The sequence below is a fragment of the Nocardia gipuzkoensis genome (assembly GCF_021183645.1).
GTDB classification, from domain to species: Bacteria; Actinomycetota; Actinomycetes; order Mycobacteriales; family Mycobacteriaceae; genus Nocardia; species Nocardia abscessus.
Window position 1 is genome coordinate 6,887,325 of record NZ_CP089225.1, and the last position, 16,858, is coordinate 6,904,182.

16 protein-coding genes and 2 pseudogenes are annotated in these 16,858 nt (G+C 65.6%); 7 read left to right on the forward strand and 11 right to left on the reverse strand.

The window, feature by feature from the left end:
• Positions 1-12 precede the first annotated feature (12 nt).
• On the reverse strand, positions 13-465 hold the full coding sequence (locus tag LTT66_RS31450; RefSeq protein ID WP_233069458.1) for a DUF6325 family protein: 453 nt from the start codon (positions 463-465) through the stop codon (positions 13-15).
• Between the two features lie 557 nt (positions 466-1,022).
• On the opposite strand from LTT66_RS31450, the gene LTT66_RS31455 reads away from it, so the two are divergent.
• Positions 1,023-2,429 (forward strand): hypothetical protein, encoded by a 1,407-nt coding sequence (locus LTT66_RS31455; protein ID WP_233062161.1) that lies wholly within the window; start codon positions 1,023-1,025, stop codon positions 2,427-2,429.
• 101 nt (positions 2,430-2,530) lie between these two features.
• On the opposite strand, the pseudogene LTT66_RS31460 reads toward LTT66_RS31455, so the two are convergent.
• The 5 genes and pseudogenes from LTT66_RS31460 to LTT66_RS31480 all read right to left on the reverse strand — a co-directional run.
• A pseudogene (locus LTT66_RS31460) lies at positions 2,531-2,809 on the reverse strand (DUF7144 family membrane protein); the annotation flags it as partial.
• Positions 2,810-3,621, reverse strand: a protein-coding gene (locus LTT66_RS31465; protein ID WP_408638841.1) for an IS5 family transposase whose coding sequence is annotated in 2 segments (ribosomal slippage) — positions 2,810-3,285 and positions 3,285-3,621 — 813 coding nt in all. Because the reading frame shifts where the segments join, the coding sequence is not laid out codon by codon here.
• A 289-nt stretch (positions 3,622-3,910) separates the two neighbouring features.
• On the reverse strand, positions 3,911-4,927 hold the full coding sequence (locus LTT66_RS31470; RefSeq protein ID WP_233062162.1) for a hypothetical protein: 1,017 nt from the start codon (positions 4,925-4,927) through the stop codon (positions 3,911-3,913).
• The gene (locus LTT66_RS31475; RefSeq protein WP_233062163.1) at positions 4,924-6,258 is read right to left on the reverse strand and encodes a Dyp-type peroxidase; all 1,335 of its coding nucleotides are present in this window, start codon (positions 6,256-6,258) and stop codon (positions 4,924-4,926) included. Before LTT66_RS31475 ends, LTT66_RS31470 begins: the two co-directional genes overlap by 4 nt.
• Positions 6,258-6,451, reverse strand: a pseudogene (locus tag LTT66_RS31480) (hypothetical protein); the annotation flags it as partial. The gene LTT66_RS31475 and the pseudogene LTT66_RS31480, both read right to left, overlap by 1 nt.
• A 580-nt stretch (positions 6,452-7,031) precedes the next feature.
• On the opposite strand from LTT66_RS31480, the gene LTT66_RS31485 reads away from it, so the two are divergent.
• Complete coding sequence (locus LTT66_RS31485) at positions 7,032-7,442, forward strand: SHOCT domain-containing protein (RefSeq protein ID WP_233069459.1); 411 nt, start codon at positions 7,032-7,034, stop codon at positions 7,440-7,442.
• Between the two features lie 138 nt (positions 7,443-7,580).
• On the opposite strand, the gene LTT66_RS31490 is transcribed toward LTT66_RS31485, so the two are convergent.
• On the reverse strand, positions 7,581-8,828 hold the full coding sequence (locus LTT66_RS31490; protein ID WP_233062164.1) for a cation:proton antiporter: 1,248 nt from the start codon (positions 8,826-8,828) through the stop codon (positions 7,581-7,583).
• Positions 8,829-9,474: 646 nt separating this feature from the next.
• Between LTT66_RS31490 and LTT66_RS31495 the strand changes: the two genes are divergently transcribed.
• Positions 9,475-10,296: a class II glutamine amidotransferase gene (locus LTT66_RS31495; RefSeq protein ID WP_233062165.1), complete on the forward strand. Its 822-nt coding sequence runs from the start codon at positions 9,475-9,477 to the stop codon at positions 10,294-10,296.
• 89 nt (positions 10,297-10,385) lie between these two features.
• Here LTT66_RS31495 and LTT66_RS31500 read toward each other — a convergent pair whose 3' ends face one another.
• On the reverse strand, positions 10,386-10,751 hold the full coding sequence (locus tag LTT66_RS31500) for an HPF/RaiA family ribosome-associated protein (RefSeq protein WP_233062166.1): 366 nt from the start codon (positions 10,749-10,751) through the stop codon (positions 10,386-10,388).
• A 256-nt stretch (positions 10,752-11,007) separates the two neighbouring features.
• Here LTT66_RS31500 and LTT66_RS31505 point away from each other — a divergent pair, with 256 nt between their 5' ends.
• Complete coding sequence (locus tag LTT66_RS31505; RefSeq protein ID WP_233069460.1) at positions 11,008-11,229, forward strand: MFS transporter; 222 nt, start codon at positions 11,008-11,010, stop codon at positions 11,227-11,229.
• Between the two features lie 218 nt (positions 11,230-11,447).
• On the opposite strand, the gene LTT66_RS31510 is transcribed toward LTT66_RS31505, so the two are convergent.
• The gene (locus LTT66_RS31510) at positions 11,448-12,338 is read right to left on the reverse strand and encodes a LysR family transcriptional regulator (protein WP_233062167.1); all 891 of its coding nucleotides are present in this window, start codon (positions 12,336-12,338) and stop codon (positions 11,448-11,450) included.
• Positions 12,339-12,462: 124 nt separating this feature from the next.
• On the opposite strand from LTT66_RS31510, the gene LTT66_RS31515 reads away from it, so the two are divergent.
• The 3 genes from LTT66_RS31515 (at position 12,463) to LTT66_RS31525 (ending at position 15,259) form a co-directional block, all read left to right on the forward strand.
• Positions 12,463-12,909, forward strand: coding sequence for a nuclear transport factor 2 family protein (locus tag LTT66_RS31515; RefSeq protein WP_233062168.1), 447 nt, complete (start codon positions 12,463-12,465; stop codon positions 12,907-12,909).
• A gap of 96 nt (positions 12,910-13,005) precedes the next feature.
• Positions 13,006-14,190, forward strand: a complete 1,185-nt coding sequence (locus tag LTT66_RS31520) for an NAD(P)/FAD-dependent oxidoreductase (RefSeq protein WP_233062169.1) — start codon at positions 13,006-13,008, stop codon at positions 14,188-14,190.
• 124 nt (positions 14,191-14,314) lie between these two features.
• On the forward strand, positions 14,315-15,259 hold the full coding sequence (locus LTT66_RS31525; RefSeq protein WP_233069461.1) for a sigma factor-like helix-turn-helix DNA-binding protein: 945 nt from the start codon (positions 14,315-14,317) through the stop codon (positions 15,257-15,259).
• A 46-nt stretch (positions 15,260-15,305) separates the two neighbouring features.
• Here LTT66_RS31525 and LTT66_RS31530 read toward each other — a convergent pair whose 3' ends face one another.
• Both LTT66_RS31530 and LTT66_RS31535 read right to left on the reverse strand, forming a co-directional pair.
• Complete coding sequence (locus tag LTT66_RS31530; RefSeq protein WP_233062170.1) at positions 15,306-15,914, reverse strand: hemerythrin domain-containing protein; 609 nt, start codon at positions 15,912-15,914, stop codon at positions 15,306-15,308.
• Positions 15,915-15,925: 11 nt separating this feature from the next.
• Positions 15,926-16,768 (reverse strand): NAD(P)H-binding protein, encoded by an 843-nt coding sequence (locus LTT66_RS31535; protein WP_233062171.1) that lies wholly within the window; start codon positions 16,766-16,768, stop codon positions 15,926-15,928.
• Positions 16,769-16,858: the final 90 nt, after the last annotated feature.

A 16,858-nucleotide genomic window follows, 5' to 3' on the forward strand; every position in this document is an offset into this window, starting at 1 on the left:
CTTGCGTTGCTGCTAATGGGTTTCCGTTTCGATAGCGCCGAGCGACGACAGGATGCTCTGCACTGGGATGCGTCCGGTGGCCACGAGTTCTGCGCCGTTGCGGCGCAGCGCGGACGCGAAGGGCGCCGCCCACCTGTTCTCGTAGACCAGGATCGCGGCCGAACATCCCGGCTCGAGAGCCCTGCCCGCCTCCTTGCGGTCGGCTTCGTCGAGCAGGCCCGATCCCGCCTCCGCGAAGAGGGTGATGTCGATATCCCCTTCGAGACCGACGTCTGCTATGTCGATTCCGGAGAGGGAGCCGTCGACATCCTTGCGGACGAATGCCAGGTCCAGCACTCGGATAATGCCGCGCTCGACGAGGTCGCGCAGCAACGGTAGCGCCGAACCGTTCGGAGGCCTATCTGCTGGGAATTCGATCACGAGATAGTCGACGGGACCCAGTGCGTCGATATCGGTTTCGGTCACTGTAGCCTTCTTTCTGTAACGAATAAGAGTCGTGTCAGCGACTCTCACAGAAGCTGCTTCCAGTTCACTGCGAGATCTAGTGCCGTCGATTCGATAAATCATCGGCGTCAGTGGTGCTAATCTGAGTCCTAGCGTACGCCCTGACAGTCACTAGGTCGCTGATTCCGGCCGGATCTCGAAAGCCCTGACCCTAATAGATCCGGCGTTGATCGGCACATGCTGCTTCTATGCAGAGTTCTCATGGAAAGGGACCGCCCTGGCGGTGAGGTCGCAGGTCCTTTCCCGCTGTATCCACCCCTATGGCCGACCCAGATCATCGCCCTCGCCGTCTCGGCGATCTGGTCCGTCTCGACCTCGAATCTCGAGCCCACCGCGCCCTCGGCGGGCGGCACCGCCGAGACCGGGGCGGCGCCGCCAACCCCGACCGCACGATAGCGGTTGCCGCAGTGCTCGTGGCCGACGAAGAGTAATTGCTCGGGCACGGTGGACAACCGGCACCGTCGTTTCAGTGGATGCCGGACCACTGCCCGTACTCGTTCGCGAAGTGAGGGGTACCGATGACTCCCGAGGACACGCCCGGCGGCAAGTTGAGCGCCGACGAACGCGCCGAACTCGAACGGCTGCGGGCAGAAGTGGCCGCACTGCGGGCTGAGGGCCCCGCCGCGGCGCCGCCGGTACGCCGACCAACCCGGCATGCGTGGCGGTGGACCACGGTGGCGATCTTGACGGTGCTGGTCGCCGTTTTGGCGATCACCACGGTGGTGTCGCGGTACGTGCGCGGTGAGGTTCTCGACACCGACCGGTACTTGAGCACGGTGGCGCCGCTGGGCTCGAATCCGACACTGCAGACCGAGGTTTCCACCACGATCACCGACGAGATCTTCGCCCGCGTCGACATCCAGGGCCTCACCGCGGACGCGCTGGCCGCCCTCACCGACGCCGTCCCCGCGACCGCGAACCGGCCGCGGGTGGATCGCGCGGTCGAAGGGTTGGCGCCGGTGATCACCCAGCAGGCCCGCGGCTTCGTCAACGACACCGTGCAGTCATTCGTGCGCAGCGACCAATTCGAGGACCTGTGGCTGCAAGCCAACCGCGCGGCCCACACCGCCTTGGTGGCCGCGGCGACCGGGCACGTCGGCCCAGAGTCGGTGACCGTCGACGAGAACGGCACCGTAACCCTCTCCCTGCGCACGGTGATCGAGAACGTCAAAGCCCGGCTGCTCGATCGCGGCTTCACCTTCGCCGAGAAAATCCCCGCGGTCGACAAACAATTCGTTCTATTCCGATCCCCGGAACTCGTGCGGGCGCAACAGGCGGTCGACAGACTCGACAAAGCTTCGGCAGTGTTGCCGTGGGTGACGATCGCGGCCGCGGTAGCCGCGATCGCCGCGGCACCACCGGGGCGTCGACGCCGCGCCCTGGCCTTCGTCGGACTCGCCATCGCGGTGGGCATGCTCATCCTGGCCATCGCGCTGATCGTCGCCCGGGCACTGTATCTGGACAAGATTCCACCTGACGTGCTGTCACCGGACGCTGCCACGGCCATCATCGACACGGTGCTGGTGCCGCTGCGAACCGCGTTGCGCGGGGTCGCCGTGCTCGGCCTGGCGATCGCGCTGGGGGCTTACCTGACCGGCAGCTCTACCTCGGCCATCGCGGTGCGCCGTGGGTTCGAACACGGCATGGACGCGGTGCAGCACGTGCGGCGATCGCGTCCACCGAACCCGGTAGAAGCCGGGGCTTTCCGTGCCCGCGCCGCGCTGCGCTGGGTGATCATCGGTATCGCCGCGCTCCTACTGATGTTCTGGCGCTACCCCACCGGACTGGTGGTGGTGTGGATCGCCCTCGGTGCGCTGCTTGCGCTGCTCGCGCTGGAACTCTTGATCCGACCGGCCCGCGCTTGGCGGGACGAGTCCGAGATGAACAACGATGCGGGGACACGGCCGAGGCCGGTCGGCGCATAACTGGCGACCGGACGCCCACACCGACGCTGCTCGTCCTCGCCCTCCAAGTGCGGGGTTCGGCGAGCCCTCGGCCCTCCATGTCGGGGCCGAGGGCTGGGAGTTCAGACGCGGCGGGGATGCCACGTCGTCACGGCCCAGATCACGACGACGTTCAAGGCGATTACCACGATCGACCACCATGGGTAGTAGGGCAGCCACAGGAAGTTCGCGAGGATGGACAGCGCTGCGAGGAACACAGCGATCACTCTCGCCCACATGGCTCCGGACATGAGTCCGGCCGCCGCGATCACCAGCAGGATCCCGAGAATCAGATGGATCCAACCCCAGGTGGTGGTGTTGAACTGGTAGGTATATCCGGACGTGGCCACTAAGACCGTGTCTCATGTCGCTGATTTCGCTTTGGCCAGTTTCTTGTAGCAGGTCAGCGCGGCGGCAAGCGTCAGGAAGCCCAGGAAGTGGGTTCCTTTGCGGTCGTAGCGCAGGTTGAGCCGGTGGTAGCCGGTCAGCCACGAGATGGTTCTCTCGATCACCCAGCGGTGACGGCCAAGTCGTTCGGTGGACTCGATGCCTCTGCGGGCGATGCGCACCGACATGCCGCGGTGGCGAACCCACCGCCGCAGTTCGGGCTGGTCGTAGGCTTTGTCGGCGTGCAGTTTGTCCGGCCGGCGCCGCCGCGGGCCGCGGCGCGACCTCACCGCGGGGATCGCTTTCACCAAGGGTTTCAACGCTTGCGAGTCGTGCACGTTGGCCCCTGAAACCGCCACGGCCAGCGGAATACCCGCCGCATCGGACAACACGTGCAACTTCGAGCCGGGCTTGCCGCGGTCGACCGGGCTCGGACCGGTCATGTCGCCCCCTTTTTCGCTCGCACCGACGCCGCGTCGATCACCGCTCGCGACCAGTCGATCAAGCCTTGGTTGCCCAGCTCATCGAGCACGGCGCGGTGTAGCCGCCGCCAGACACCGGCCCTGGTCCACACGCTGAATCGACGATGAGCTGTCGGCACCGTCACCCCGAACGACGCAGGCAGCATCCGCCACGCGCAACCGCTGGTCAGCACGTACACCACCGCAGTGAACACCGCTCGCTGGTCGACCGGCGCGGTCCCGCCGCCCTGCGTGCGAGGGCTGAACTTCGGCAGCAGCGGCTCGGCCAACTCCCACAGCTCATCAGGAACCAGCCGCCTGGACAACTCATCGACCACGACGAGACATCATGCAACACAACACATCCCGATACACCGGATCGGGAGTCAGAGCGACATGAGACACGATCTAAAACCTCATCCTTACTGATGGCGGAGATTCCTTCCAAGATCGATAGGATGCCGACTGCCATCAGCAGGATGGCGGCGCCGATGGATGTACCGGCCGCGACCGCCTGCCCGACGGAGCGCTGTTCGGTTGCTGACATGGTGAATCGCCTCTCATCATTTCGTGCGGTATTCGGGTGTTTGCCTCGGCTGGGTGTTTGATGCGGTGTCACTTCATGAGTGCGACATTGCGCCAGAAGTTGAGGAGGCTTTCGGTTCCTCCGAACAGGGTGGTGAAGTTGGTCGAGTCGACTATGACGATGTCGCCGGCGCGCCGGTCGGTGGGCGGCAACCAGATAAGGGTGTTGAATTCGGTATTGCCCTCGGCGGTGAAGGGGTGGGGCCGGTCGAGGTCGATGGGCTGGCGGGCGAGCAGCCGCACGGATTCGCTTGCGGGTGCGGTGAGGTGATAGTGCGGGAGGTGGGGGTGGAAGTTGAACGTGGTGACATTCTCCAGCAGATGCAAGGCGTCGAGGTCGCGAAATGTGGTCAATGGCGCAATGGATTTCGTGTCTTGGACGACGGCGGGACGGAGCCCGTACATGTTGTGCACCGGAATGTCGAAGGCTCTCATCAGTGAGCGGGTGTAGGCGCTGAAGCGTTGTTGGCGTGGTGTCAGTTTGTCGCCGTGGTGGTCGTATTCGACTTGGCGTTGCTGGAGGTCGTCGGTGCAGCCGACGTCGTGGTGTGGCGCCAGGAGCAGACAGGTGTCTTCGCGTCGTAGCCAGTCATCGATGGCTGCGATCTCCTCGGGGGAGGCTGCTGCCTGACCGAGTACGTGGTCGAGGCCGAAGACCATGAGGGTGTCGGTGTCGGCGAGGATTCGTTCGTCGATGGGTAGTTCGAACCCCGCTTGATCAATGCGCTGGAAGACTGCGACAGGATGGCCGGTGGCCTCTGCGGCGACCTGCTGGAAGGTGAGCGTGGAGCGGTGGAACAGCTCCAGCGTCCCCGCGATGCCTTGCAGGAAGTGGGCGGTGTCGTATTCGGGTGTCTCGTAGGCCGGCCAGGTGGCCTGGCGCACTTCGGTCATGGTGGAGAAGCGGTTGTCCAGCGCGGCGGGGTCGCGCTGGGCTTCCCAGGGGTAGCTCCAAGTCCAGTAGATGCTCAATCGGCGTCTGCCGGGAGTGTAGGTGCGTGGCAGCTGGGATTGGTTGTAGGTGCGTGCCCGGGCGATCGTGCTCATGGCGCTACCTCGTTGTCGGTGAGAGTGCAGAGGTAACGCAGGGCGCTGAGACCGGGCAAGAAGAAGTACGCGCCACCCCTGAGGGTTGTGAACGCCGGTAATCCCTTGATCGTTTTGCGAATCGGGCGTTTGGGGATTTTGTATTCCAGGGTTCCGTCTTGATTGCCGATGATCGGGTCGCGCTCGTTGCCGAGTTCGTGGAAGCTTTTGTCGTTGATCCACACGTTCTGGGCGAACTCGAATTGACGCACCAGGCTCGCACATAGCACAAAGGCCGCGATTCCGCGCTCGGCGCCGTCCTCGGCAACGCCTTCCGGGAGGTGCGGTCCGTAGGTGGCGCCGCGGCGGATCAGGCGCCTGCGTTGCATATTCACCGCGGTGTCGCGGGGATTCAGCCTGCGTATGTGCGAACCCAGTGGCGCCGCATAGCCGTAGGGGTCCATCTCTTTGTAGTTGAAATCATTGTTGCGCTGCATGTCAGCACCGAGCTCGGGATCGTCCTCCTCGGGGGCGAGCACCAAGGGAGCGCCGCTTCGCCAACGACCCATCAGTTTCGCGGCCAGCAACTCTCGCTCCTCAGCGGTGTCGGCGTGCTCGGCCAGGAAATCGCGAAACCGCCCAACGTGTTCCTGTAGGCGCCGGTAGACCAGGTAGCTGCCGTTGCGCGACAACACCTCCGGTTGTGGCAGTCCGGCCGGAGGGCCGTCCTCGTCGGGATATCCCAGGATGAACTCCCCAGCTTTGATCGGGGCGCCCGTGCCCGGCGTCGGCTGTTCACCGGAGCCTTCTATCACCGGCTGCGACAACCGGTCGCGGTAGCCGAAATGGTCGTGCGCGTACTCCAGGGGCGGAACGGCCGCAACGTCCAGCGCCGAGAGCACCGTTACTCCCGCGCAGCGAGCGACCAGTTGGTCGTGCGCTTGGATGCAGCGAATACGTTCGGCGTCGTCGCGGGCGAACAGTATGGCGATCGCGTGCAGCCCGTCGCGGGCCAATCCACCGACCCAGTGGTCGGGATGATCGAGCCCGATGTCACCGAGGATGTCCGCCCGTGCCGGCATGCCTTGCCGGAACTCGTCGGGAAACGTCGCCAACGACTGATCGGGCACGCCGAGTGCGCGCAGACCGGTCCAGGTGAACGCGATTGTCACCCATCGGCGGTCGGTGCTCACGCGGCGCTGCGCGTCAGCCGCCGAGGCGACGCGGTCGACCATAGCCGACAGCCACGCTCGCCCACCGTCGCCACTGTCGAACGACAGGAACTCGTAGCGTCCGGTCAGCGCGGGGACGCGAGTCAGCACGATATGCTGGATGTCGTCGATTTCGAGCATCAACGGACCTCGTGGTTGCTACTGCATTTGGTCGACCTGTCGGAGCACGCCGCCTTCACGCGCTGTGGTTCTTGGTCTCTTCCGCGGTCACACAGGGGTACTCGCCGTACTCAAGGAAGCTCGGGAATTGATGCTCCCGGAAGAACTTGACCACCGCGTCGGTATCGGTCTTCCAGTCCTCGGGGAACCCCTTCCAGGACTTCCTTCGGAATGGTCATCGCTGTCGGACTGGACCGATCCCCATTGCCTGTGGTCATTGTCCACCTCCGTCTCCAGCTGAGTGTGGCTCCAGCGGCACGGTCACGAAGAGTTGGTCCGATAGCGGCCGATTTGTCACGGGATTCGCACACGCGTGCACCGCCGCTGACGGCGTGACGGCTGGTATCGACAGCCGGTGCAGAGGAGGCCCGGATACCGCAGACCGCCTCGCGGCGGTACTCACGCGCCGAGTTTAGCAGGCGACCCCTCCGCGATAATGCTCGTTGCCGGTGTTTACTCGACACTTCTACAGCCGAACTCTGCCTCACGACATAGGCTCGTTACCCATATACGATATGCTCGATTTCTCGTCGAGTCCGGCACGAAGACGTATCGCGCTCACTTCATGCCGGACTCCCAAGCTGTCGCCCAAGCGGATGCGGAAGTGGGCACTCGCAAAGAAAACAAAAGTTCGCTTTTCTATCGAGGGGCCGACCGGCGGTCCGATTTACTCCGCGGTCGGACTCCACGGCCGGCAACGACACGGGAAAGATCCTCCCGAGGAGGTTCACAACATGGATTCGTTTTGGGATTACGTGTGGTACACGATCCTGGTGTTCGCCTTCGTGGCGTATCTGATCGTGCTGTTCCAGATTCTCGGGGATCTGTTCCGCGATCACACCGTCTCCGGCGTCGCCAAAGCCGTGTGGGTGATTGCCCTGGTGGTGTTCCCGTACCTGACGGCGCTGGTGTACCTGATCGTCCGCGGACGGGGCATGGCGGTGCGCGGCCAGCAGATGCAGGCCGAGGCGAAGCAGGCCACCGATCAGTACATCCGGCAGGTCGCCGGCAAGTCTCCCGCCGACAGCATCGCCGATGCCAAGGCACTTCGCGACTCCGGTGTCATCAATGACGCGGAATTCGAGCAACTGAAGGCTCAGGCGTTGGGGCGTCCAGCTTCGGCACCCAACGCGACTACCGGCTAGTGACGCGGCGGCCGTAGGGTCTCGCGCCGCTGCGACAGCTCGCGGCCAACGCGAAGCATGAAAGCCGCTTGCCTTGGGGAACCGGCTGGTTCGGGCGACGGCAACGAGACCGACAGCGCCCGGCGTTGGGCACGTTGGTCAGTATGTTGCGTCTGGTGCCGGATGGTCGTCGACTGGTGGGTTGCGGTGTACCCAGGTCGCGTAACGCTGGGCCAAGGGTGCGGCGGTGAGGCCGTGGGTCAAGACCGAGAGCCCGATCGTGACGACGGCGGTGGCGAGGAGCAGATTCTGGTGGGGTAGTTCTTGGTGTTCTTCCAGGATCAGGATTACGAAGACGATGGTGGCCAGCCCACGGGGGCCGAACCAGCCGACGAAGGCGATGGTTGGGATACGGGCGTGTGTGCCGAGCATCGACAATCCGACGGGGAGTATCCGGACCGCGGTCAGGCTCAGCACGGCGTACCCGAACACGCTCCAGGACAGATGCCCGAGGGCCGGACCGAGCAGCACGGCACCGAACACGATGAAGGTCACGGCATTGAACAGGTCACCGGCGTCGTCGAGTAGGTCGGCCGGTACATCGCCGTTCAGGTTGTGGCGACAGATCCTCCCGAAGGCTAGGCCGCCGACGAAGGCGGCGATGAAACCCGACCCGCCGACCGGTACGGCGACGGTGTAGGCGAGCGCGGAGGCGGCGAGGGGAACGATCTGCGTCCATGCCCGGTCGATCGTATGGTGCCGCTCGGCAGCGACCAGAATTGCGGCGGCGATTGTCCCGGCACCGACACCGGCCGCGATGCCGTACCCGACTTGTTCGCCGACCAACCGAGCGGCAGCGCCATGGCCGATGGCGCCCGCTTCGGTCTGGGCGAGTGCCAGCACGATCAGGAACAAGGGCACGCAGATTCCGTCGTTGAGGCCGCTTTCGACGTTCAACCCTTGCCGCACTCGCCAGGGTAGGACCGGCAGCGTGACCACGGCCTGCCCGAGGGCAGCGTCGGTGGGGGCGAGGACGACCGCAAGCAGCAGCGCTTCGGCCCAGGTGAGCTCGCCCAGCACGATGAGCGCCGCACCGAACCCGGCCACGATCGTCAATGGCAGACCGATGCCGAGCAACCGGGCCGGCAAGGAGATCGCGGCCCGGAGCACGGTCAGGTCCACTTGCGAGGCGTCGGAGAACAACACCAGCGCGAGCGTGATCTCGGCAAGGAGTTTGACGGTCTCGGCGGTTGTTTCCACCTCGATCAGCCCCATCGCTGTGCTTCCGAGTACGAGACCACCAGCGGTGAAGATGATCGGTGCGGTGATCGGCGTACCCGAGATACGCCCGGAGATCGCCGCGAAAGCGAGCAGCATCGCAGCGATCGCGGGTAGTGCCCACGTCACTGTGACATCGCCTCACCCCTGTTCGGTGAACCTCGCCGGATGTCCAGATGTTGTCGAGATAAGACAGCAGTGGCTGCCTGGACGCAGAACCGCGAAGGCTCCTTCACCGCGAGGACTCTGGATTCCGTCGCCATCGCAGATGTCTTCCGGTTCGACGAGGCGCCATGGATCTCGGTCGATCCGTAGGTACCGAGGTCGGACCACTCCTACCCGAACCAGGGCGGTGTGGAACTTCGATCGACAACAGACTGCTCCGGCGCCGGGTGTGCGCGCATCACCCGCAACAGGTGATGGCGGTAGAGGGACGAAGCGCGATGGCCTGCCCGCACTCGACGGTCGCGCCCCTGCTTCTCGCCGGATCCCTCGCCGTGTTCCCCGGTATTTCGGCGTTGTCCGAGGACGATGATTTCGTTATGGGCCCGAAGTGCATCGACCAGTTCGACCTCGCCACGTGGGCACCCAACTCGGCGAGCCCGAGCCTCAGGGCGTTCTGACCGAGGCAGAATTCAACGCGCAGGCCACTTCAGCCAGAACTAGTGATTCCCGGCAATCTTCATACTCGTGACCGAGCGGATACGGTTTCTCGGCGAGCGAGGTCTAGCGCGGATAGTGTCGATGCTGTTTGAATTGTTGTATGTGCCGGTGGATGGCGTATTCGGGTGAGCCGATTCTTGTCGAGGATCTGTTGTTCCGCCCTGAACATTCCCTGATCGATCAGAGTCTGCACTCGCGTCTGGGAGAGACCACCACCAATGGTGACGGCTTCGGTGTCGGCTGGTACGGCGAGGGCGCTGAACCGGCGGTCTATAAGGGCATCGAACCGGCCTGGAACGACAGCAACCTACGGGAGATCGCCGGTCAGGTACGAACACCGATGTTGCTCTCCCACGTGCGATCCTCGACCGGGACCGCGGTGCAACGCAGCAATTGTCATCCGTTTCGGCACGGGAAATGGTTGTGGGTGCACAACGGCGTCCTCCGCGGCTTCCGTGAGATCAGGCGCGACCTGTTGATGGCCGTCGACCCGGTACTCTTCTCCGACATCGAGGGTTCTACGGACACGGAAGCCTTGTTCTACCTTGCGCTGACGTTCGGTCTCGTCGATGACCCCTTCGAGGGTGTCGCCCGCGCGGTCGGCTTCGTCGAAGACGTCGGACGCGCGAACGGGGTCGAGCATCCGGTTCAGATGACCGTCGCAACCACCGACGGCGAATTTCTCTGGGTTTTCCGGTATTCCAGCGAGCGGCAAACGCGGTCATTGTTCTTCTCCACCGAGCTCTCCCAGCTGCGCGCACTGCACCCCGAAATCGAGGTCCTACGCGAACTGGGCGGCGAAACCCGCTTCGTGGTGTCCGAGCCCCTGCGCGACCTCGAGGGCGCGTGGAACGAAGTGCCGGAATCGTCGGCGGCGGTGGTGGGACCCGGCACCGCCGCGATCCGGCCCTTCGCGCCGGTCACACCGGTCTGACGTCCTACGGTCACGTGCGCCCAGATTCCTGAACCGAGTCAATAGATCGATGGGCCACCCCGAGCACCGAACAGCCCGGGGCTGCTGACTCAGTTCGTGTGCGGGAGGTTCTTGTGCGGGTGCCTGATGGAGTCGCCACCCTTTGTCTCGTGCAGCCGGCCGAACCGGCTGGCAAGCAGATGCGCCATGCTCTCGGCCGCGCCCCGGCAGGCGTCATCGATCGTCGCGGCGTTGTGGGTCACCGCGACCGGCTGCTGACCGGTTGGACGAGCCTGCAGCACGCATCGCTTGTCGTCAGGTCCGCCTTTGCCCGCGTTCTGGTCACTGAGGTGGGCTTCCACGCTGGTGATCTGGTCGCTGAAGCGCTCGAGCGTCGACGCGATCTCTCCCTCGACGTGCCGGATCAGCTTTTCGCCGCTGTCGATGTTGCTGTCGGTGTTGATCTGAATCTGCATGTGCGCATCCGTTCCGGTAGGTGGCAACTGTTACTCGGACGGAGGCGGATGGTGTTCGTCGTCGACTCCGCCGCCGTAGCCTGCTCCGCGTGTACCCCGATACTCACCGTAATCCCCGATGATCATCGGACCGAGCGGTCTGGGTCGCCCAAATGTTGATCGTCAGCCTCGGCTGTTGGATCCAGCGGCACGAATTCCCTGAACGAGCCCCGAACCGCCACAGACTCGGTAGACCGGAACGCAGTTCTCGGTGTCGATGTGCGGTGCCACCACCTCGCTCACGTGGATCGCCGACGCCTACACCGTGGCACTGGCTGCCCTGGTACTACCGCTCGGCGAGCTCGGTGGCAAGTACGGCCGCCGGAACGTACTCGTCGCGGGCACCATCGTGTTCGCCGCAGGTTCGGCCGCCGCGGCATTCGCCGACTCGACCACCACCCTGATCGCGTGGCGCGTGGTCAGGGGGCCACCGCCATAGCGGATCCCGCACCTGTCACCGTCTTCGACGGCAACCTGCGCTTCGATGAACAGACCATCGACGAAATGAGCAGCCAATCGCAGGCGGCACGCGAGCGGATCGCCGCATTGCGAACATATGGACCGGCGGCCGCGGAAATCACAGCGATGGTGGCACTGGCTCTCGGTGTCTGGCGACTGACGGCATCGCGCCGACGCGCTGTGCGGTGAGCCGTTGGTTCACAGTTGGATTGGGCCGAAGTCGGCGGCGGTACGGGCCAGGGCGCGGATCGCGGCGCTGTCGGCGGTGGAGCGCCAAATCAGGGCCCATTGCAGTTCGGGGGCGTCGGGCATGGGCAGGAAAGCGATGCCTGGGGGGTTGTTGTAGCGGGCCGCGAGCTCGCCCAGCGGGTGGACGCACTGGCCGGACGCGACCAGGGAAAGTATCTCGTGGAAGGTCCGCGCGATCGGCCCGCGTGGGATGCGACGGCCCTGCGGTGTATGAGTGGGGACCATGGACGCAACCCAGTAGTCGGGGGCATCGGGACCGAAGTCGACAACACGGTTGTCGGCGAGATCTTCCAGGGACGCGAAGCCGCGTTGGGCCAGTGGATGGTCGGTGGCGACCGCCAGTAAGCGGCGGCCGGTGAGCACGGTGGGGCCGACGGTGAGGTCGGGTTCGAGGACGGGTAGCCACAGCACGTTCACATCGTGTTCCCCGCTGCGGAGCGCGTTGAACGGGTCGGCGCCGTTGACCTCGCCGAACGTGACGCCGCTACCCGGATAGCGGGTGCGGAACGTCTCGAACAGGGGCCGCAGTTCGTGGCCGGCGTGCCCGAACACTCCGATCTTGAGGGTCTGGCCTGCGCTGAGCCCGGCGCCTTCGGCGCGGGCGAGTGCGGCTTGGAGCAGGTCGTGGACTTGCTGCAGGTCTTCGCGCAGGCGCCGGCCGACCGGTGTCAGCTGCACGCGGCGACTGGTGCGTTCGAACAGTGCCGTGCCGATGCGTCGTTCTTGTGTGCGGATGGCCTGGCTGACGCGGGCCTGGGACACGTGCAGGCGTTCGGCGGTGCGGCCGAAGTGCAATTCCTCGGCCAGCGTCAGGAAGATCTCGATATCGCGCAGCTCCACGAATAACTCCAGAGTTATCAATCAGTCCACGAAGCTTACGTTGATCGGTGGTCGGTCTGCCGCGAAGCTGAGTTTGTCACCGCGGCACAAGCCCCGGTGGACAGACCGACAGAGAGGCCACCCGATGAGCAACCCGCTGGTGATCGCGGACCGGGTCGAGATCACCGCCCTGTGTGGCGAGGTCACCGACGCGGTGATGATGCGTGACTTCGACCGTGTCGCATCTCTGTTCACACCCGAGGCGGTGTTGCGGTGGCCGCACATCGACAAGGAGTTCGTCGGGCGGCACGAGATCCGCACGGGGATCGAGTGGGGGCAAGGACTGTGGGAGTTCTTCGTCCAGAACGTCCACCCCGGCTTCCTCCGGCTCGACGGTGACACCGCTGTCGGTCGTGTCTACATCGAGGAGTTCGGCCGCATGCTCGACGGTTGCTCGCACCGCAACTACGCGCTCTACCACGACCGCTACCAGCGAACCCCGGACGGGTGGAGGCTCAGCGAACGCGTATACGAGGTCCGCTACCTCGACTCGACACCATTGCCCGGTGCGCCGCTGGCCACCCGCTACTGAAATCGAAAGTCCTCGACCCCGCCTCACCGGCAGTCACAGGGACGGGGCACACGGTGTCCTGTGCCCGAAATCCTCACACAACGAAGGAAAGACAACATGAACAAGTACGAAGTCGTCGTAGTCGGTGGCGGATACGCCGGCGTGATGGCCGCCAATCGCCTGACGCAGCGCGACGACGTCAGGGTGACCGTGATCAACCCCCGCCCGGTCTTCGTCCCGCGGCTGCGGCTGCACCAGTTGGTGGGCGAAACCCACGAGGCGGTCGTCGAGTACCAGGACATCCTGGCCGAGGGTGTGGAGCTGGTGGTCGACAGCGTGCAGCGGATCGACGCGGCCGAACGCACGGTGATACTGACCGACGGCGGCACGATCGGCTACGACTACCTGATCTACGCGGTGGGCAGCGGCACCCCTACGCCGCGGGTGCCCGGTGCGCCCGAGTTCGCTCACCCGGTAGCGACTTTGGAGGCGGCACAGCGGTTGCGGTCGGTACTCCTCGACACGCCCATGACGGCCGCGGTGACGGTGATCGGGGGCGGCCCGACCGGAGTCGAGACCGCCGCCGAGCTGGCCGAGCAAGGGCGCGTGGTCACCTTGGTCTGCGGTGACGTCCTCGTTCCGTACCTGCATCCCAAGGCACGGCGCACAGCCCACAAGTACCTCGCCAAGCTGGGAGTGACCGTCATCGAGGGCTCCGAGGCGGCCGTCACCGCGGTGACCCGGGAGGCCGTGCAGCTCGGCGATGGCCGGACGCTGACGAGTGACGTGACGATCTGGACGGCGGGCTTCGGGGTGCCCGATCTGGCCGAACGTAGCGGGCTGCGCACCGATGCCGCCGGGCGTCTGCTCACCGACGAGACCCTGACCAGCGTCGACGACGAACGCATTGTCGCGGCGGGCGACTCCTCGGCACCGTCGAATCTGCCGTTCCGGATGAGCGCCTACGTCGCCTATTGCCTGGGCGCGCACGCCGCCGACACCTTGCTGCACCGGATCTCGGGTGAGCAGCCCTCGGCGATCGACCTGTCGTTCATCGCCATGTGCCTCAGCTTCGGCCGGGAAGCCGGGATCTACCAGCTCGGTCATAAGAACGAGACCGGCATGCGGCTCTACTTCAGCGGGTCCATGGGCAAGAAGCTGAAGGAAATCGCCTGCGAAGCAAGCATCAAGCACCTGGCGACCGAGGCACGCAAGCCCGGCTCACACCGCTGGTTGAAAGACGGCAAGCACCGGCCGGCGCTGCTGGCCCAGCGCGAGAACACGACTGTATCGGTCGGGTAGGGCACCGAAAGCCGTCATCTCCCCGGCGGTGGTGACTCGGCCACCCTGTGCGGCGATTCCTGTGGACGCGGACGCCACACAGGGTGGCCGGGTGCCGGACCTGACGACAACCGGAGAGGACTACATGAACACCACCCCCGACGCCGGTGGGCGGCAGGTCGCGGACCGCAACGGTGGTGACCCCGCCGTCATCGAGTCGACCGAAACGTTTCTCGCGCACCGTAACCTGCTCTTCACCGTCGCCTACGAAATGCTCGGATCCACCGCCGCTGCCGAAAACGTCCTGCAGGAAACCTGGCTGTGCTGGCGCAACATCAACTCCGGCCAGGTCAGCGACCCGCTCGCCTACCTGATTCGGACCCTCACCCGCCGGTCCCTGCACCGGCTGTGGTCGATGAAACGCCGCGGGGAATCCTCCGCCGGCCCGTGGCTGCCCGAGCCGCTGCCGACCACTGCGGACAACGCCCACCATGTCGAACTCGCCGAGCGCATGTCGAGGGCATTGCTGCTGGTCCTCGAGACACTCTCGCCGACCGAGCGCGCTGTGTACGTCCTGCGTGAGGCGTTCGACCTCGGTTACGACGAGATCGCCGACGCGGTCGGCGCCACCACTGCCGTGGCCCGTCAGATCGCGTATCGCGCCCGCCGCCATGTCACCGTCCGCCGCCCGCATCGGGTGGTCTCCGCGGACCGGGCCCGTGAGGCGGCGGAATCGTTGCGGCGTGCACTCGAAACCGGAGAGCCGCAGGTCCTGCTCGAGGTCCTCGCTCCCAACGTCGTCCTCGTCTGTGACGGTGGCGGCGTCGAACGGGCCGCGATACGGCCGGTCACCGGCGCCGACAAGGTAGCCCGCTTCATCGTCGGCGGGCTCGGTACGAGTGCGGCATCGCTCACCGGCGAACCCGTCACCGTCAACGGCACCGCGGCGTTGGCGATTCATGTCGACGGTGAACTCGACGGCGTCCTGGCGATCGGTATCGACGGAGACCGCATCACCGGCCTCTACTTCGTCCGCAACCTCGCCGAACCGGCCCATAGGGAATCCGAAACCCTCCTGAGCTTGTGGTGAACCACCGGATTCACCCACATCAGGTTGTGCGGGCATCAGGTCTCGGTCAGTGCTTCCACAACTCCCGCCGGCGGTATCGGCGTTCCCAGAACAGCGTGTTGATCGCCGCGACCGGGCCGGGCATGGCGGCCAGGAAGTGTTGGCGCTGTTCGGGTGTAGTCGAGTCGAGGACCCAAGGGACGTAGGCCGCCGCGCCGGAGGGGCCTTGTTTTCGGGCCATCGCGCCGCGAAATGCGTTCCAGTCCCTGGGCGTCAGGACGTCGTCGATGAGGGGGAGGGCGGCGGTTTCCTCGTGGGCCATGTGGTCGGTGAGGATGCGCGTCAGAGTGTGGACGTGTTCGGCGAGGTCTGCGGAGTGGGTGCGCAGCGCCTTGTCGACGGCGTGCAGGGCGGGGTCGAGGGAGGCGTGTTCGGCTTCCACGTCGGCCATGAGGGCGGTGTCGGTGGGGCGGTCGGTCAGGCGCGCCAGCACCGGGGGCCAGAGGGCGGCGTCTTCGACGGTGTGATGGACGTGGAGTTGGCGGGTGAAGTTCGCCCAGCCGGCGTGGACGCCGGGGGCGTCGGCGCGGCCGGCCGCGGCGGCGGTGGACAGGCGGGTCAGGTCGCGGCGGAAGGCGTCGTGGGTGGCGTACATGATGGTGAAGTCGATGGACATGATCGACCCTTTCAGCGGGTGAAGGCGGCGGCGTGTTCGGCGGCCCAGGTGGCGAAATCGAGGGCGGGGCGGCCGAGTAGCTCGGCGACGGCGCCGGTGGTGGGCCCTGGGACGCGGGCGTAATCGGACAGTGAGCCGAGCAGCCGGGCCGCGACCTCGTCGGGCAGTCCCTGTGCCCTCATTCCGGCGCGCACCTGGTCGGCGGTGAGTTCGAGGAACGACAGGTCGCGGCCGGTGAGTTCGCCCAGGAGGCGAACCTTGTCGTACTGGGTCAGCGATTCGGGGCCGGTCAGCAGGTAGTGGCGGCCCCCGTGGCCGTCCTCGGTCAGCGCGCGGACCGCGACGGCGGCGATATCGCGCTCGTGGATAGGCGAGGTGGCGGCCTTGCCGTACGCGCCGCGTACCACGTCGCCGGCGCGCAGTTGCGGTACCCAGGCCAAGGTGTTGGCGTCGAAATCCGCGCAGCGCAACGATGTCCACGCCAGCCCCGATGCTTCGGCCGCAGCCTCCAATGCCCGGAATCCGGCCATGAACCGCGGCTCCCCGGCGGGGTACTCGATCGTCGACGCGGAGATCACGACTACCCGGCGCGCTCCGTGATCGGCTGCGGCGGAGAGGATTTCCGGTGCCGAGGCGATGACGGCACGCGAGCTCAGCAACACCCCCTCGACGTCGTCCCAGGTTTCGGGGGGAATGCTCGGCACTGAGGGATCGGCCCCCACCACAACTGTTCCCCTCGGCATCCGTGCCTGTCCGGGGTCCCGGGTCACGGCGGTGACGGCCGCGCCGGTCGCCCGTAGCTGCGTGACGACTTCCCGGCCGATCGTTCCGGTGGCTCCGATGATGACGAACATGGTTGACCTTCTCTTCCCCGGTGGGTCGCCGATACGGCCCTACCGAATGTCGTAAGATATGAAAGTCATATTATTTAATTTGGTTTGGAG

What these genes read in the sequence shown, in the direction of transcription:
- LTT66_RS31535 (WP_233062171.1), bottom strand. Translation starts at nt 16,768, where the DNA reads ATGTTCGTCATCATCGGAGCCACCGGAACGATCGGCCGGGAAGTCGTC.
- LTT66_RS31500 (WP_233062166.1), bottom strand. Translation starts at nt 10,751, where the DNA reads ATGCAGATTCAGATCAACACCGACAGCAACATCGACAGCGGCGAAAAG.
- LTT66_RS31520 (WP_233062169.1), top strand. Translation starts at nt 13,006, where the DNA reads ATGAACAAGTACGAAGTCGTCGTAGTCGGTGGCGGATACGCCGGCGTG.
- LTT66_RS31525 (WP_233069461.1), top strand. Translation starts at nt 14,315, where the DNA reads ATGAACACCACCCCCGACGCCGGTGGGCGGCAGGTCGCGGACCGCAAC.
- LTT66_RS31505 (WP_233069460.1), top strand. Translation starts at nt 11,008, where the DNA reads ATGTGCGGTGCCACCACCTCGCTCACGTGGATCGCCGACGCCTACACC.
- LTT66_RS31485 (WP_233069459.1), top strand. Translation starts at nt 7,032, where the DNA reads ATGGATTCGTTTTGGGATTACGTGTGGTACACGATCCTGGTGTTCGCC.
- LTT66_RS31455 (WP_233062161.1), top strand. Translation starts at nt 1,023, where the DNA reads ATGACTCCCGAGGACACGCCCGGCGGCAAGTTGAGCGCCGACGAACGC.
- LTT66_RS31515 (WP_233062168.1), top strand. Translation starts at nt 12,463, where the DNA reads ATGAGCAACCCGCTGGTGATCGCGGACCGGGTCGAGATCACCGCCCTG.
- LTT66_RS31495 (WP_233062165.1), top strand. Translation starts at nt 9,475, where the DNA reads ATGGCGTATTCGGGTGAGCCGATTCTTGTCGAGGATCTGTTGTTCCGC.
- LTT66_RS31475 (WP_233062163.1), bottom strand. Translation starts at nt 6,258, where the DNA reads ATGCTCGAAATCGACGACATCCAGCATATCGTGCTGACTCGCGTCCCC.
- LTT66_RS31530 (WP_233062170.1), bottom strand. Translation starts at nt 15,914, where the DNA reads ATGTCCATCGACTTCACCATCATGTACGCCACCCACGACGCCTTCCGC.
- LTT66_RS31470 (WP_233062162.1), bottom strand. Translation starts at nt 4,927, where the DNA reads ATGAGCACGATCGCCCGGGCACGCACCTACAACCAATCCCAGCTGCCA.